12 protein-coding genes are annotated in these 16,324 nt (G+C 59.9%); 7 read left to right on the top strand and 5 right to left on the bottom strand.

Annotated features, from left to right (window positions below; genetic code table 11):
- Positions 1-11 precede the first annotated feature (11 nt).
- A complete protein-coding gene (gene speB, locus TL5118_RS17190; protein ID WP_242601807.1) occupies positions 12-926 on the bottom strand; it encodes an agmatinase in 915 nt (304 codons plus the stop codon).
- A 177-nt stretch (positions 927-1,103) separates the two neighbouring features.
- Positions 1,104-2,258 carry a CaiB/BaiF CoA transferase family protein gene (locus tag TL5118_RS17185; protein ID WP_058244085.1) on the bottom strand — a complete coding sequence of 385 codons (1,155 nt, stop codon included), beginning with the start codon at positions 2,256-2,258 and terminating at the stop codon, positions 1,104-1,106.
- 284 nt (positions 2,259-2,542) lie between these two features.
- On the opposite strand from TL5118_RS17185, the gene guaB reads away from it, so the two are divergent.
- Positions 2,543-3,991 carry an IMP dehydrogenase gene (guaB, locus tag TL5118_RS17180; RefSeq protein ID WP_058244084.1) on the top strand — a complete coding sequence of 483 codons (1,449 nt, stop codon included), beginning with the start codon at positions 2,543-2,545 and terminating at the stop codon, positions 3,989-3,991.
- 107 nt (positions 3,992-4,098) lie between these two features.
- On the opposite strand, the gene TL5118_RS17175 is transcribed toward guaB, so the two are convergent.
- Complete coding sequence (locus tag TL5118_RS17175; protein WP_058244083.1) at positions 4,099-4,443, bottom strand: RidA family protein; 345 nt, start codon at positions 4,441-4,443, stop codon at positions 4,099-4,101.
- A 161-nt stretch (positions 4,444-4,604) separates the two neighbouring features.
- On the opposite strand from TL5118_RS17175, the gene TL5118_RS17170 reads away from it, so the two are divergent.
- Positions 4,605-5,762 carry an RsmB/NOP family class I SAM-dependent RNA methyltransferase gene (locus TL5118_RS17170; RefSeq protein ID WP_058244082.1) on the top strand — a complete coding sequence of 386 codons (1,158 nt, stop codon included), beginning with the start codon at positions 4,605-4,607 and terminating at the stop codon, positions 5,760-5,762.
- A 101-nt stretch (positions 5,763-5,863) separates the two neighbouring features.
- Positions 5,864-8,188: an ATP-binding response regulator gene (locus TL5118_RS17165; RefSeq protein ID WP_082626341.1), complete on the top strand. Its 2,325-nt coding sequence runs from the start codon at positions 5,864-5,866 to the stop codon at positions 8,186-8,188.
- A 10-nt stretch (positions 8,189-8,198) separates the two neighbouring features.
- On the opposite strand, the gene TL5118_RS17160 is transcribed toward TL5118_RS17165, so the two are convergent.
- Positions 8,199-8,795, bottom strand: coding sequence for a sulfotransferase family 2 domain-containing protein (locus TL5118_RS17160; RefSeq protein ID WP_058244080.1), 597 nt, complete (start codon positions 8,793-8,795; stop codon positions 8,199-8,201).
- Between the two features lie 193 nt (positions 8,796-8,988).
- On the opposite strand from TL5118_RS17160, the gene recA reads away from it, so the two are divergent.
- The 4 genes from recA (at position 8,989) to TL5118_RS17140 (ending at position 14,167) form a co-directional block, all read left to right on the top strand.
- Positions 8,989-10,056 carry a recombinase RecA gene (recA, locus tag TL5118_RS17155; RefSeq protein WP_058244079.1) on the top strand — a complete coding sequence of 356 codons (1,068 nt, stop codon included), beginning with the start codon at positions 8,989-8,991 and terminating at the stop codon, positions 10,054-10,056.
- A 176-nt stretch (positions 10,057-10,232) separates the two neighbouring features.
- Entirely contained in the window at positions 10,233-12,890 is a 2,658-nt protein-coding gene (gene alaS / locus TL5118_RS17150; protein WP_058244078.1) for an alanine--tRNA ligase, read from the top strand.
- Positions 12,891-12,998: 108 nt separating this feature from the next.
- Complete coding sequence (locus TL5118_RS17145; protein ID WP_058244077.1) at positions 12,999-13,286, top strand: DUF1330 domain-containing protein; 288 nt, start codon at positions 12,999-13,001, stop codon at positions 13,284-13,286.
- 104 nt (positions 13,287-13,390) lie between these two features.
- Entirely contained in the window at positions 13,391-14,167 is a 777-nt protein-coding gene (locus TL5118_RS17140) for a class II glutamine amidotransferase (protein ID WP_058244076.1), read from the top strand.
- 72 nt (positions 14,168-14,239) lie between these two features.
- On the opposite strand, the gene typA is transcribed toward TL5118_RS17140, so the two are convergent.
- Positions 14,240-16,057 carry a translational GTPase TypA gene (gene typA / locus TL5118_RS17135; protein ID WP_058244075.1) on the bottom strand — a complete coding sequence of 606 codons (1,818 nt, stop codon included), beginning with the start codon at positions 16,055-16,057 and terminating at the stop codon, positions 14,240-14,242.
- Between the last annotated feature and the right edge of the window lie 267 nt (positions 16,058-16,324).

The raw sequence follows: 16,324 nt of genomic DNA, 5'->3' as shown, positions 1-16,324 counted from the left end.
GGTGCGCGTTCTTAACGGTGCCCTTTTTCGTGGAAGATAAAGCCCAAGAGATTCAGCAACACCTGCGCCGCCAGAATCTGGGTGCCGCCTGAGGGATCGTAATCCGGCGCCACCTCAACCAGATCGATGCCCACGATCTCATTTCGGCCTGCAACCTGCTGCAAAAGCTCCAGAACCTCATAATAGAGGAACCCGCCGTGGCTGGGGGTGCCGGTGCCCGCGGCAATCGAGGGGCAAAAGCCGTCAATGTCGATGGTGACATAGACCTTGGCGCCTTCGGGGATACGGGCGGCGGTTGCCTCGGGCCCCAGTTTGCGCATCTGACGCACCGAGAGGATGTCTGATCCCATCTCACGTGCCGCGTCATAGCCTTCCTTCGCGGTGGAGGAGACGTTACGGATCCCGACCTGCGTCAACCCGGTCACATAGGATTTCTCGGCAGCGCGGCGCATCGGGTTGCCGTGGCCATAGCGCACCCCGTGACGTTCATCGACGAAATCCAGATGGGCGTCGATCTGCAGGATATGAAGGTCGCCCTGATCGTCAAAGGCGTTGATGCAGGGGATGTTGACCGAATGATCGCCGCCAATCACCACCGGCAGGGCACCGGCCCGCAGGGCTGTGCGCACGGCGGTTTCGATGTTGGCGTGGCTCTTCATCGTGTCGGTGTGCACGATGTCGGCATCCCCCATATCCACGATGTTCACAGAACCGGGCAGATAGGTCGCTTCATCCTCGTGGTCGTAGGCACCGGCATGGCCAAAGCTGAAGAGGGTTGAGGCCTCGCGCACCGCGCGGGGGCCAAAGCGTGCGCCGGACCGCCACTGTGTGCCCGCATCGAAAGGCGCGCCGATGACGGCAACGTCTGCCTCCAGCTTGTCCCAGTCGGGCTGGTAGACCCGTTTGCCAAAGGTCGAAATCCCCACAAAGGGCAGATCCAGCCGCCCGCCTTCATAGCCATGAGTAGCCTCCCAAATGTCTTGATCGGGACAGCGTGGCGAAATCAGGCGGTGCTGGCAAGCCGCCGCGCGACATCGGGCGGGCGCTGGGCGACTTTTCTACAGTGGCCAGAGGTGCTTGCCCAATTTGATGGCCCGCCCCGCCTATTCGGTCTGACCCTCAAGCCAACGCAAAATGGTCGCACGATCGCCGTCCAAGGCCGGGGAGGGTCTGCGCGTTGTGGGGTCGCTCAGACCCGACATTTTGATCGGGTTGCCGGCGGCCGTGTAGCGCGGGGTGCCCTCTGCATCCAACACATCAACCACCATGTTGCGGGCCAGGATCTGCGGGTCCTGCATCACCTCAGCCACGTTTTGGATCGGCCCTGTCGGCACACCGGCCGCTGTCAGCACCTCAATCCAATGGGCTTTGGACGCGCCAAGCGTCACGGCCTCAATCAACCGCTTCAGCAATCGCGCGTTTTCGCAACGCGCCGGATTGGTGGCAAACCGGGGATCATCGGCCAGGGGCAACTGCAATGCCTGACACAACCGGGCAAACAGCGCGTCATTCCCGGCCGCGATGACAAACAATCCGTCCTCGGCGTGGAAGGTCTCAAACGGCGTGATCGAAGGGTGCCGCGCACCTGAGGGGCGGGGTGGTTCACCAGTGACCGAGGTGATCGCAATGGCATGTTCCAGCAGCGCCAACTGGCAATCCAGCATTGCGATATCAATCTTTTGACCCAACCCGGTGTCGCGCCGGTGCAGCAGGGCCGCCAGAATGCCCTGGGCCAGAAACATCCCCGCCACGATATCCCCGATTGAGGCCCCCACCCGCACCGGTTCGCGGTCGCGTTCCCCGGTGATTGACATCACCCCACCGCGGGCCTGCACCACCATGTCATAGGCCGGTTTCAGCGCTTCAGGGCCAGTATGGCCAAAGCCAGAAACCGCGCCGTAAATCAGCGCCGGGAACCGTTTGTGCAGATCCTCCCAGCCATAGCCCAGCTTCTCCATCACGCCGGGGCGATAGTTTTCCAGCACCACATCGCTTTGCGCCAGCAACTGGTCAAAGATCGCGCGATCCGCACTGTCTTTCAGGTCGAGTGCAATGCTTTCTTTGCCGTGGTTAATGGTGGCGAAATAGGCGCTTTCCCCGTCTTTGAACGGGGGGAAGGCACGGGTGTCATCCCCAATGCCGGGGCGTTCCACCTTGATCACGCGGGCGCCAAGGTCTGCCAAAGTCATCGAGGCATAGGGCCCCGCCAGAACATGGGTCAGGTCAAGGATGGTGATTCCGGAAAGGGGGGCGCTCATATCAGGTTCCTACTGGGGTCGGGGTCTAGGGGCATTATTTAGGGCAACACGGCCTAGGGTCGCGGGTTTCAGCGCGTTGATAGCGCCATCAGACGTGGCGGCCTTGATGCAGATCAGGCGCGTCCGATTTTCGCTGATCCTCCCCACGAATTACCGGTGCAATTTGCCGGTGCAGTTTGCACCTGCAGCGAAAACTTTGCCTCTGCGCCCTCTCAGCTCTTTCCACCTCTGGCTTTCTGTGTCATAGGGTCACCGCCAAACGGGGTTATGCATGAGGACGGGTTATGCAGATTCGTGAGGCTCTCACTTTTGATGATGTTTTGCTGGTGCCGGCGGCTTCCAGCGTGTTGCCAAATACGGCGGATACGCGCACGCGGGTGACGCGGGAAATTGCCATGAACATTCCGCTGCTGAGTTCGGCAATGGACACGGTGACAGAGGCGCGGATGGCCATCGCCATGGCGCAGGCTGGTGGCATCGGCGTGATCCACAAAAACCTGGATGTGGCACGTCAGGCCCAAGAGGTGCGCCGGGTCAAACGGTTTGAATCCGGTATTGTTTACAACCCGGTCACCCTGACCGCGGATCAGACGCTGGCAGATGCTAAGGCCCTGGTAGAGCGTTACAAATTCACCGGTTTCCCAGTGGTGGACAACGACGGTCGCGTGGTTGGCATCCTGACCAACCGTGACATGCGCTTTGCCAATTCCGATGAAATGCCGGTGCGGGAAATGATGACCACGCAGGATCTGGCGATGCTGGCAGAGCCTGCCGATCTGGAAGAGGCCCGCAGCCTGATGCGCGCCCGTCGGATTGAAAAACTGCTGGTCCATGATGGTCAGGGCAAACTGACCGGCATGTTGACCCTGAAAGACAGCGAAATGGCCGTGCTGAACCCCGATGCCTGCAAGGATGATCTGGGCCGTCTGCGGGTGGCTGCGGCCTCTTCCGTTGGCGACAGCGGTTTTGAACGCTCCGAGGCGCTTATCGATGCGGGGGCGGATGTCGTGGTGGTCGATACCGCCCATGGCCACTCCGAAGGTGTGTTGGAAGCGGTGAAACGCATCAAGGCGCTGAACACCAAGGTTCAGGTGATCGCAGGCAACGTGGCCACCGGTGACGCAACCAAAGCGCTGATCGATGCGGGCGCGGATGCGGTGAAGGTCGGAATCGGCCCGGGCTCCATCTGTACCACCCGTATGGTTGCGGGCGTTGGTGTGCCCCAGCTGACCGCGATCATGGATTGTGCGGCTGCGGCTGGCGATGTGCCGGTGATTGCCGATGGCGGCATCAAATTCTCCGGCGACTTCGCCAAGGCGATTGCGGCGGGGGCTTCCTGCGCGATGGTCGGCTCGATGATCGCGGGCACCGATGAAAGCCCGGGTGAGGTGATCCTCTATCAGGGCCGTTCGTTCAAATCTTACCGTGGCATGGGCTCACTTGGCGCTATGGCGCGTGGCTCGGCTGACCGTTACTTCCAGAAAGATGCCGCCAGTGACAAGCTGGTGCCCGAAGGCATCGAAGGTCAGGTGCCCTATAAAGGCCCGGCAGGCACTGTGATCCACCAGCTGGTGGGCGGCTTGCGCGCGGCCATGGGCTACACCGGCAACGCCACCGTGGATGAGATGCGCACCAAATCGAACTTCGTTCGCATCACCGGCGCGGGTCTGAAAGAAAGCCACGTCCACGACGTGCAGATCACCCGCGAAGCGCCGAACTACCGGATCGGGTGAGGCAACGCGCTCCGCCGAATGATCCGGCGGACGTTGATCCAGACAAGAAAGAGCGCGTGGTTTCTGCCGCGCGCTCTCTTCGTTTCAGCCACTTAGGAAGCTGCGGCTTAGTCACAAGCCGCGGTGATGATGACCTCAACCAATAGTTCCGGCCGGGCCAGCTTCGCTTCGCCACAGGCGCGGGCAGGGGCGTGACCTTCCGGCGCCCAGGCATCCCAAACCTCATTCATCGCGGCAAAGTTCTTCATGTCTGACACCCAGACGATGGCCTGCAGGATCTGCTCTTTGCTGGATCCCGCCTCGGCCAGCAGGGCGTCAACGCGCGCCAGGCACTCACGGGTCTGTCCGGCGATGTCATCTTCGGCCTTGCCGACCTGTCCGCACAGGTAAACCGTGCCGTTGTGTTTGACGATCTTGCTCATCCGCTGACCGGTGTGCATGCGTTCGATCATGGTCTTCTCCTTCCTGAAATCTGTCTGCGCTTGTGCCACATAGGTTTACCGGGTCAAGTCTGACGGGCTGGCGGCGCGCAACGCAGGTACCTTGAAGCGCCACGGTGCCACTGATATTCCCGCCAGGAACTGACGCCCACCGCCCAGATGAGGACCAAGCCATGACCCCAGCCGCCCGCTACGGCGCCGCCATTGAGATCATCGATCAGGTTCTTGCCGGTACCCCGGCCGAAAAGGCGCTGACCACGTGGGCGCGGCGCTCGCGTTTTGCGGGCTCCAAAGATCGGGCGGCGATCCGCGATCATGTGTTTGACGTGCTGCGCCGCAAACGCAGCGTGGGCGTCTGGGGCGGCGGCAGCACCGGTCGCGCGATGATTCTGGGGCTGATCCGGCAGCAGGGGATTGATCCTGCGAGTGTTTTTTCCGGCGAAGGTCACGCGCCCGAAGGTCTAAGCGCGGCCGAGCAAACCGCCGGCCAACCAGCGGAAGGCGCTGATGCCTTGGATTTGCCCGACTGGCTGCTGCCAGAGGTGAAGCAAAGCCTGGGCGACAAAACAGAGGCTTATGGCGAAGTGCTGCGCCACCGCGCCCCGGTAATGCTGCGGGTGAACAGCCGCAAATTGGACCGCAATACCGCGATCACCAAGCTGGCCGATGAAGGCATCGTTGCAGTCACCGCGGATGTGGCACCTACCGCTTTGCGGGTTGTTGAAGGTGCCCGCCGGATCAACAATTCTGAGGCCTATCGCAACGGTCTAGTGGAGCTTCAGGATGGTGCCAGTCAGGCGGTGGTTGAGGCCCTGCCGCTGCGCGATGGCATGCGGATCCTTGATCTTTGCGCGGGTGGTGGTGGTAAATCACTGGCCATGGCCGGTAAGGTTAATGGCAGCTTTTATGCCTATGACGCGCATCCGCAGCGGCTGCGGGATCTGCCCGATCGTGCCAAACGCGCCGGGGTGAAGATCACGGTTACCAAATCCCCTGAGGCCGAGGCGCCTTTTGATCTGGTGCTCTGCGATGTGCCCTGTTCCGGCAGCGGCAGTTGGCGCCGCGCGCCAGAGGGAAAGTGGGCCCTGAGCGAGGAAAAGCTACGGGGTTTGAACCGCTTGCAGGATGAAATCCTAGAACGGGCAGCGACGCTTCTGGCACCCGGTGGGACCTTGGCCTATGCCACATGCTCGGTTTTTGATCGTGAAAACACCGCCCGTGTTGACCAGTTTTTAGCCCAAAATCCTGCCTTCGCGGCAACCTTCCAAAAGACCTGGATCCCGGGGGAGGACGGGGATGGTTTCCACCTGTCGATCTTGACAGGGGCCTAGGGCTGCGCAACTCTTCGTTGCGTAAATTAACCTAAATTATTCATAGTTGATTAAGTCTTTGCTGCAAAAGTCGACCGAAGCAATTGAGCGAGGCGCTATTGGTGCAGTCACAGGAACTTCAGTCTGGCACGCCCCCATCCTCCATTTCGGCAGGTGGTGCGGTCAACCCTGGCAACAGCTGGGGCGTGGCCCTATGCGCGGTGCTTGGCGGCTGTTTTCTCCTGGCTGCGCTTATTGTTTCAGAGGATTTGGGCAAGCAGCTGGCGGCCTTTGGCTTTAGCCTGCTGGGGGTCAGTTGTTTCGCCACTGTTGGCACCGCTCTTTACGCCCAAATGCGCCACCGAAAACTGAAACGGTCGGCGCGCATTTTGAAATACGATGCGGCGCCCACGTTGGTTTCGGATGCCTTGGGCCGGGTGCATTACGTGAATGAAGCCGGTCACAAACGGTTCCCAAACGGCCCCTTGCTGACCGTTGCAGATGCCCTGCAAGAGGTTTTTGCCAAACCGGCAACCCTGCTGATGCGGCTGCAGGCGCAGGCCAGTCAACTTGGCTCCGCCAGCGAAGATGTGGTGACCCGCCGTGGACACCTGCGCCTGACCGTGCATCGCTTTGACAAGGATAGCTTTTTGTGGCGGATGGAGGATGTGGGGGCAGGTCCGGCACGGCAGCGGTCCGGCACAGGGTTGCCGATGCTGACCATTGGTCGGGGCAATGTGATTTTGTTTATGAATGACGCCGCACGGCAGTTTTGCGGTGCCCGACCGCGCTCATTGGAGCGTGTGTTTCCCGAGCTGCCATTGGAAAGTGGCGGTTTCTCCCTTGCCTTGTCGTCGGAAGGACCGCGCAATTGCCTTGTTCATATGGTCGATCAGACCATGGGGCGGCGTGAGGTCTATTTTCTCCCGATCCTTGCCGGCGACCGGGTGGCGCGGGGCAACGTTGGGGATTCTGCCTTGGATTTGCTGCCCTTGGCGATCCTGCGGCTGGATCCGGTGGGGCAGATTTTGGGGGCGAATGAGGCAGCGCAGACGCTGCTGGGCATCGATATGTCCGAACCTCGCTTTCTGGAGGACCTGCTGGAGGGGCCGGGCCGCCCGGTGCGGGATTGGCTCAAGCTTTCATTGGACGAAGGCACGACACACCAGTCAGAATTTCTGCGGGTTAAACAAAGCGGCGGCGATCACTTCGTTCAGGTTTCTTTAACCCGGGTGGTGCAAAGTGACGGCCGCAGGCTGCTCGCGGTGCTGAGCGATGCAACGGCCATCAAAACGCTGGAGGAACAATTTGCCCAAAGTCAGAAAATGCAGGCGATTGGGGAGCTTGCGGGGGGAATTGCGCATGATTTCAACAATCTTCTGACCGCGATTTCCGGCCATTGTGACCTGTTGATGCAGCACCGCGATGAGGGCGACGGGGATTTTGCAGACCTGGTGCAGATCCGCCAAAACGCCAACCGGGCCGCCGCTCTAGTCGGCCAGCTTCTGGCGTTTTCGCGCAAACAGACCCTGCGGCCTGAGGTTTTGGATTTGCAAGAGGTTCTGGGCGACCTTGGCCACCTGCTGAACCGCCTTGTGGGTGAAAAAATGCAGGTCGTGATCGATGTCGACGCGATGCTCAGCAATATGCGCGCGGATCGCCGGCAGCTGGAACAGGTGATGATGAACCTTGTGGTCAACGCGCGCGACGCGATGGGGGGGCAGGGTGACGTGACGATCACAGCGACCAACCAAATGGTCGTCACCCCGATGAAACGTGACCAGGTCACAGTTCCTATTGGCGAATACCTGTTGGTTGAGGTTGAAGATCGCGGCTGCGGCATCGCGCCGGAGAAGTTGCAAAAGGTGTTTGAGCCCTTTTACACCACCAAACGCACTGGCGAAGGCACCGGTCTGGGATTGGCCACGGTCTATGGCATCGTGAAACAAAGTGGCGGCTATGTATTTGTCGACAGTGTCGAAGGGGAGGGCACCCGGTTTTCACTGATGTTCCCCGCCGTGCAGGAACCGATAGAGGCCAAGCCTGTCCCCGCGCGTCCAAACAATGCGCAGATACAAGGGCAGGGCGTTGTGCTCTTGGTGGAAGATGAAGCGCCGGTACGGGCCTTTGCCTCGCGCGCACTGCGGCTCTCTGGCTTCACCGTGATTGAAGCCGCCCATGCCGAAGAGGCTTTGGAAATTCTTAAGGATCCGGCGCTGCAGGTCGATGTGTTTTTGACCGATGTCATCATGCCGGGGTTAGATGGCCCTACCTGGGTACGGCAAGCGCTTGAAGAACGCCCCGATGTGCGGGTGGTGTTTGTTTCGGGCTACGCCGAAGAGGCTTTTGACGGGGGCCATGACGACATTGTGCAGGCGCAGTTCCTACCCAAACCATTTTCACTGGAGGCGCTGACCGAGACCGTTCAAAATCAATTCTTACAGTAGCGGCAGGGCGTTATACGCCAATGCTATGCCACAGTTCAAAATCCGCTGCGTATTTCCGTTCAAGCTTCGCGCGGGTTTTGGGGCTCAGATCCAGGGCCATGTCGGGAGAGACATTTGTGCGATCAAGGTCCAGCTGGCAATCCAGCCGGGTTTCAAGGAATTGGCGCAGCGGTGCTTGATCCTCATAGCGGAACAAATGCGTCACCCTAGTGCCGTTTGGACGAGGCTCCAGAAACTTGGCCTGACTGCCCACGCGGGCAAAGGCAGGGGTGTCACCCTGACAATAGGCCTGCACGAACTCATCAAAACTGACGTTTTCGGTGGAATTCGGACGCCCCGACAGGAACGGCCGGCGCCGATATCGATACCAGCTGCCCAGCCAACTGACCGGTTCGCGCATCACCGCCAGGGTCTCCAACTCGGTGTTGCAGACCTTTTCGAACATCGGGCGAAAGAAACGATTGTAGCGGTAAAGCGGCGCGTGTTTCAGCTCGGGTGGATCCTGTACCGACATGGACGCAAGCGGCGCCAGTGCCTTTTCAAAGGCCGTGGTTCCGGTTTTGGGCACCGACAGGAACACCAAATTCTGCTTCCAAAACACCAGCATGCGCGGCAGACCTCATCATTTTTGCGATTATCTACCTTCTATAAACCATTCCTTAACTGGTTTGGCAAAATATCCTAGGCAGAAAAAAAACTTGCAGTGTTCTTGTTTTGGTCTCATATCTGAATTTGAGAACAAGATAGGAACATCCAGGGATTGCCGCGGGGCTGCGGCTGTGGGATAAGGAAATCGAACAATGGCAACGGCAGATCTTCTTTCGATGGACAGCAAACGTAACGCGGACAAGCAGAAGGCGCTGGATAGCGCCCTGGCACAGATCGAACGTCAGTTCGGCAAAGGCTCAATCATGAAACTGGGTGGCGACAATGTCGCGCCTGAGATTGAGGCAACTTCCACCGGGTCGCTGGGGCTGGATATTGCCCTTGGCATTGGGGGCCTGCCGAAGGGTCGGATCGTTGAAATCTACGGTCCTGAAAGCTCAGGCAAGACCACGTTGACGCTGCATTGTGTTGCGGAAGAGCAAAAAAAAGGCGGCATTTGTGCCTTTGTGGACGCGGAACACGCGTTGGACCCGCAATATGCCAAAAAGCTGGGTGTTAACCTTGATGAGCTGCTGATCAGCCAGCCGGACACCGGTGAACAGGCACTGGAGATTGTCGACACGCTGGTGCGTTCGGGCGCTGTCAGCATGGTTGTTGTCGATTCGGTTGCGGCGCTGACGCCGAAATCCGAGCTGGAGGGCGACATGGGCGACAGCAACGTTGGTGTGCAGGCCCGTCTGATGAGCCAGGCGATGCGCAAGTTGACCGGCTCGATCAACCGGTCCAATTGTATGGTGATCTTCATCAACCAGATCCGGATGAAAATCGGCGTGATGTTCGGCAGCCCGGAAACCACCACCGGTGGCAACGCGTTGAAATTCTATTCGTCGGTCCGTCTGGACATCCGCCGTATCGGCGCGATCAAGGACCGTGACGAAGTGGTCGGCAACGCCACCCGCGTCAAAGTGGTTAAGAACAAAGTCTCGCCGCCGTTCAAACAGGTTGAGTTTGACATCATGTATGGCGAAGGCATCTCCAAAACCGGTGAATTGCTGGACCTAGGTGTGAAGGCTGGGGTGGTTGATAAATCCGGTGCCTGGTTCTCCTACGCGGATGACCGTCTGGGGCAGGGCCGTGAGAACGCCAAACAGTTCCTGCGCGACAATCCAGATGTCGCCCATGAGATCGAGGATAAGATCCGCGCCGCACATGGGTTGGACTTTGACATGGATAAGGATGACGACGACATCCTAGAGGCTTGATCGCCACAAAGCGGCCCGCCGCTTCGGATCAGATCCAAAATCAGTTCCGTAAGGAATTGTGACAAAATCCACAGGGCCGGGGCGCAATGCGTCACCGGCCCTTTACTTGCTGTGGACATGGGCCAGTGGGGCGGATACATCAGCCTGAAACCGATCCATTGGGGAACTTCAGGCCAATGCCCAGTCTTAACGAAATCCGTTCGACCTTTCTGAACTACTTCCAGAAACAGGGGCATGAGATTGTCTCTTCCAGCCCGTTGGTGCCGCGCAACGACCCGACGCTGATGTTTACCAACTCTGGCATGGTGCAGTTCAAAAACTGTTTCACCGGGGTGGAAAAACGCGATTACACCCGCGCCACCACGGCGCAGAAATGTGTGCGCGCTGGCGGTAAACACAATGACCTGGACAACGTGGGCTATACCGCGCGTCACCACACCTTCTTTGAGATGCTGGGCAACTTTAGCTTTGGTGACTACTTCAAAAAAGAAGCCATTCCGTTTGCCTGGGAACTGGTGACCAAAGAGTTTGGCATCGACAAATCGCGGCTGCTGACCACGGTTTACCACACCGATGACGAAGCCTTTGAGATGTGGAAAAAACTCGGCGTGCCCGAAGACCGGATCATCCGCATCGCCACGTCAGACAACTTCTGGCAGATGGGGCCGACCGGTCCTTGCGGCCCCTGCACCGAAATTTTCTATGACCACGGCGACCATATCTGGGGTGGCCCTCCGGGCAGCCCGGAGGAAGATGGCGACCGGTTCATTGAGATCTGGAACGTAGTCTTCATGCAGAATGAGCGTTTCGAAGATGGATCGATGACTGATCTCGATATGCAGTCGATCGACACCGGCATGGGGCTGGAACGTATCGGCGCGCTGCTGCAAGGCAGCCATGACAACTATGACACCGACCTGTTCAAAGCGCTGATCGAAGCCTCGGCGCATGTGACCAATGTTGATCCCTATGGTGATCAAAACGTGCATCACCGGGTGATCGCGGACCACCTGCGCTCCACCTCCTTCCTGATTGCCGACGGGGTGATGCCGTCTAATGATGGCCGGGGCTATGTGCTGCGTCGCATCATGCGTCGTGCCATGCGTCACGCGCACCTCTTGGGCGCGAAGGATCCGGTCATGCATCAGCTGGTGCCATCGCTGGTCAGCCAGATGGGCGAAGCCTATCCTGAGCTGCGTCAGGCGCAGCTGATGATCGAAGAAACCCTGCGTCTGGAAGAAACCCGTTTCAAACAGACCCTGGACCGTGGCCTAAAGTTGCTGGACGGCGAAGTGGCCGACCTTGGTGAAGGCGATGCGCTAAACGGCGCAACCGCGTTCAAACTTTATGACACCTACGGTTTCCCGCTGGACCTGACGCAGGACGCGCTGCGTGAAAAGGGCTTGACCGTGGACACCGATGGCTTTGACGCCGCGATGGAAGAGCAGAAAGCCAAAGCGCGCGCGGCCTGGGCCGGTTCGGGCGAGGCGGCGGATGCCACCGTTTGGTTCGACGTGGCGGAAAACGCCGGCGTAACGGAATTCCTGGGCTATGACACTGAAGAGGCCGAAGGTCAGGTTGTGGCGCTGGTGCAGGAGGGTGCGGAGGTTGAGACCGCAGCCAAGGGTGCCAAGGTGCAGATCGCGGTAAACCAGACACCGTTTTATGCAGAAAGCGGCGGTCAGGTGGGCGACACCGGTGTGCTGAAAACCGAGGCCGGCGCAGCCCGCATCACCGACACCCGCAAAGCGGCTGGCGTGTTCATCCATATCGCCGAAGTCACCGAAGGTGAGATCACCAAAGGCGCCGCGGCGCAGTTGGTTGTGGATCATGACCGTCGCAGCGCAATCCGGGCCAATCACTCGGCCACCCACCTGCTGCACGAAGCCCTGCGCGAAGCGCTGGGGGATCACGTGGCGCAGCGTGGCTCGCTCAACGCGCCGGATCGTCTGCGGTTTGACTTCAGCCATGCCAAAGCCCTGTCGGCGGAGGAACTGGCCAAAGTCGGCGCCGATGTGAACCATTACATCCGCCAAAACACCGCGGTTGAAACCCGGATCATGACGCCGGATGACGCCCGTGACATCGGTGCGCAGGCGCTGTTTGGTGAGAAATACGGTGATGAGGTGCGCGTTGTCTCGATGGGGCAGGCCGCAACTGGCAAAGGCCAGGACGGCACCACCTATTCGATCGAGCTGTGCGGCGGCACCCATGTGAAACAGACCGGCGACATTGGCGCGCTGGTGATCCTGGGGGATTCGGCATCCTCGGCAGGGGTGCGCCGGATTGAGGCGCTGACAGGTCAGGCGGCGCTGGATCATCTGGGGCAGCAGGCCGACACGCTGGCCACCATCATGGGGGCGCTGAAGGCGCAGCCAAGCGAGGTGGCGGAACGTGTGGATGCGCTGATGGGCGAACGCAAGGCGCTGCAGAATGAGGTGGCTCAGCTGCGCCGTGAATTGGCCATGGCCGGCGGTGCCGGTCAGGGTGGCGGCGCTGAGGTCAAAGAGATCAACGGCGTGAAGTTCATCGCGCAGGTGCTCTCAGGCGTGTCGGGCAAAGATCTGCCGGCGCTGATCGATGAGCATAAGGAACGTCTGGGCTCCGGTGCGGTTCTGCTGATCGCAGACACGGGCGGTAAGGTTGCGGTGGCCGCAGGGGTGACCAAAGACGCAACTGACAAAGTCTCGGCCGTGGATCTGGTGAAGGCAGCGGTGCCGGAACTGGGCGGCAAAGGCGGCGGTGGTCGTCCCGACATGGCGCAGGGCGGGGGCAAAGACGCCGCAAATGCCGATGCCGCCATTGCAGCCGCAGAGGCCGCGATCAAAGGCTAAGAATTTGAGCTGAAGCTCAAAAAATTCGACCTTTTGGTCAAAAAATGATTGGCTCCTCCGGTGGTTTCCCTAAAGTGCGGGGAAACAAGATACGCCGGAGGAGTTATCATGCCCGCACTTTGGATCGCCCACGTCACCGTCACCGATGAAGAGGCCTATGGCAAATATGCCAAGCTGGCCGGCCCTGCGATTGAGAAACATGGCGGCTATTTCATCGCCCGCGCCGCACGGTTTGTGCAGCTTGAGGGCAAGGAACGCCCGCGCAATGTGGTGGCCCGTTTCCCCAGCGTTGAGGCCGCGGTCGAGTGCTACAACAGCCCCGAGTATCAGGAGGCGCTGAGCCACGCGCGTGACGCATCCGAGCGTGAGCTGATGGTGGTTGAAACCACGGAATAAGCACTTCTGTGCAAATCGGAAGAGAGGGCTGCGCCTTTCGCGCGGCCTTTTTTTGTGGTCAATGGGGCCATCCACACCCCCAAAACCCCCGCAGGAGAGCCACCATGTGCCGTTGGGCCGCCTATATCGGTACCCCCGTTTATCTGGAAGATCTGGTCAGCAAACCTGATCATTCCCTGATCGCTCAGAGCATTTCGGCCAATGAGTGCAAGACCACCACCAACGCCGATGGCTTTGGCGTTGCCTGGTACGGGGACCGGCAGGAACCGGGGCTGTACCGCGATACCCACCCGGCCTGGTCTGATCCCAACCTGCGATCGCTGACCCATCAGGTGAAATCGGGCCTGTTTCTGGCCCATGTGCGCGCCTCAACCGGCACCGCCACCAGCCGCAACAACTGCCATCCGTTTACCTCAAACTGCTGGTCTTTCATGCACAATGGTCAGGTGGGGGGCTTTGAAACCTTCCGCCGTCACGCCGATATGCTGATCCCGGATGAGCTCTACCCGGAGCGCAAAGGCGCCACCGACAGTGAGGCGCTGTTCCTGATCGCAGTGGCTGAGGGGCTTTATGACGATCCCAAAGGCGCGATGGAACGCGCTGTTGCGAAGCTGGAGGCGCTGAGCCGCGCACACGGCCACACCCCGCACATGCGGCTGGCCGCGGCGTTCAGCTGCGGTCAGAAACTGTTTGCGGTGCGCTATGCCTCAGATGAACGCGCACCAACCGTTTACACCCATATCGGGCCCGAAGGGCAGGGGCGTATGGTGGTATCGGAACCGCTGCACACCGGCACCTGCTGGGAAGAGGTGCCCGCCGGATCCTTCTGCACCTTCACCGCGGATGAGGCCCAGATTGAGAGTTTTGTGCCGGTCAATTGACCCCAACTGGCGCAAAGTAAAAGCCCGGTGAGATCACTCTCACCGGGCTTTTTTGTGCGTTCAGCGAACCGCTTACTGGTTGGCTTTGGCCATCCGCTTGCGCTCATGCGGATCCAGGTAGCGTTTGCGCAGACGGATCGAGTTGGGGGTCACTTCCACCAGCTCGTCATCGTTGATGTAGGCAATCGCCTCTTCCAGGCTCAGCGTGATCGGGGTGGTCAGGCGGACAGCTTCGTCCGAGCCGGAGGCCCGCACGTTGGTCAGCTTCTTGCCCTTCAGCGGGTTCACTTCCAGATCGTTGTCACGGCTGTGTTCGCCGATGATCATGCCCTGATAAACCTTTGCCTGCGCGCCGATCATCATGCGACCGCGATCTTCAAGGTTCCACAGCGCGTAGGCCACGGCTTCACCGTCTTCCATTGAGATCAGAACTCCCGCGCGACGGCCGGGGATCGGGCCTTTGTGGGCGGTCCAGCCGTGGAACACACGGTTCAGAACGCCGGTGCCGCGGGTGTCGGTCAGGAACTCGCCGTGGTAGCCAATCAGGCCGCGCGACGGCACATGGGCGATGATGCGGGTTTTACCTGCGTTCTGGCGCATTTCGGCCAGTTCGCCCTTACGGGTGCCGGTCAGCTTTTCGATCACCGCGCCGGAATATTCGTCATCCACGTCAATGGTGACTTCTTCGACGGGTTCAATGCGCTGGCCGTCTTCTTCTTTCATGATCACCTGCGGACGCGAGATCGACAGCTCGAAGCCTTCGCGGCGCATGTTTTCAATCAGAACACCCATCTGCAGTTCGCCACGGCCCGAAACCTCAAAGGCCTCGCCGCCGGGGGTGTCTTCGATTTTGATCGCCACGTTGGACTCGGCCTCTTTGTAGAGACGGTCACGGATCACACGCGACTGCACTTTTTTGCCGTCACGACCGGCCAGCGGGCTGTCGTTGATGCCAAAGGTCACGGTGATGGTCGGCGGATCGATCGGCTGGGCGTCCAGCGGCTCTTCTACGGCGAGGGCGCAGATGGTGTCAGCCACGGTGGCCTTCGACATGCCTGCCAGGGTCACGATGTCACCTGCAGTGGCCTCATCGATGTCGGCGTTCTGCAGGCCGCGGAAGGCCTGAATTTTGGTGACGCGGAACTGCTCGATCTTCTGGCCGATGCGGCTGATCGCCTGCACGGTGGCACCGACGGCGATTTTGCCGGATTCAACGCGGCCGGTCAGGGTACGGCCCATGAACGGGTCCGAACCCAGCGTGGTCGCCAGCATGCGGAAATCATCGTCCTGCTTCTTAACCTGCTTGGGTTCCGGTACGTGGTTGACGATCAGGTCAAACAGCGCGTGCAGATCCTTGCGGGGGCCGTCCAGCTCATGATCGGCCCAGCCCGAACGGCCCGAGGCGTACATATGCGGGAAGTCCAGCTGATCCTCGTTCGCATCCAGCGAGGAGAAGAGGTCAAACACCTCATCCAGCGCGCGATCCGGTTCTGCGTCGGGCTTGTCGACCTTGTTCAAAACAACGATCGGGCGCAGACCCAGCGCCAGCGCCTTGGAGGTCACAAATTTGGTCTGCGGCATCGGGCCTTCGGCGGCATCGACCAGCAGAACCACACCGTCCACCATCGACAGGATCCGCTCAACCTCACCGCCGAAGTCGGCGTGGCCGGGGGTGTCCACGATGTTGATACGGGTGTCTTTCCACTCAACGCTGGTCGGTTTGGCGAAGATGGTGATGCCACGCTCGCGTTCCAGATCGTTGCTGTCCATGGCGCGTTCGGCCACAGCTTGGTTTTCACGGAAGGCGCCCGACTGCTTCAGCAGCTCATCCACCAGGGTGGTTTTGCCGTGGTCAACGTGGGCGATGATGGCGATGTTGCGCAGGTCCATAAGGCTGTCCTTGGTTGTTCGCCGCCCGGCTATACCGGATTGGGGTAAAAGGCTAGGGGTTTTGCCGCATTTGCAGCCATTCTTTGGGATATAGGGCAATTGTCGTGGATTTCGCGGTTGAAACAGGCGGGCGAGCACACGCCGTGAAGCGCGCATTATCAGGCCGCCAGTTGTGATAGTTTTGCGACATCTGAGTTTAACATGCAATTGCATGTAATTCTCTGTTGTGGTCCCGATCCAAATCTGGTGTTGCAGGCGCAGGACGCC

It is taken from the genome of Thalassovita autumnalis (genome assembly GCF_001458255.1).
In the GTDB taxonomy this organism is placed as follows: domain Bacteria; phylum Pseudomonadota; class Alphaproteobacteria; order Rhodobacterales; family Rhodobacteraceae; genus Thalassobius; species Thalassobius autumnalis.
The sequence above is the reverse complement of the archived record's forward strand: the minus strand, read 5'-3'. Positions and strand labels throughout refer to the sequence as shown.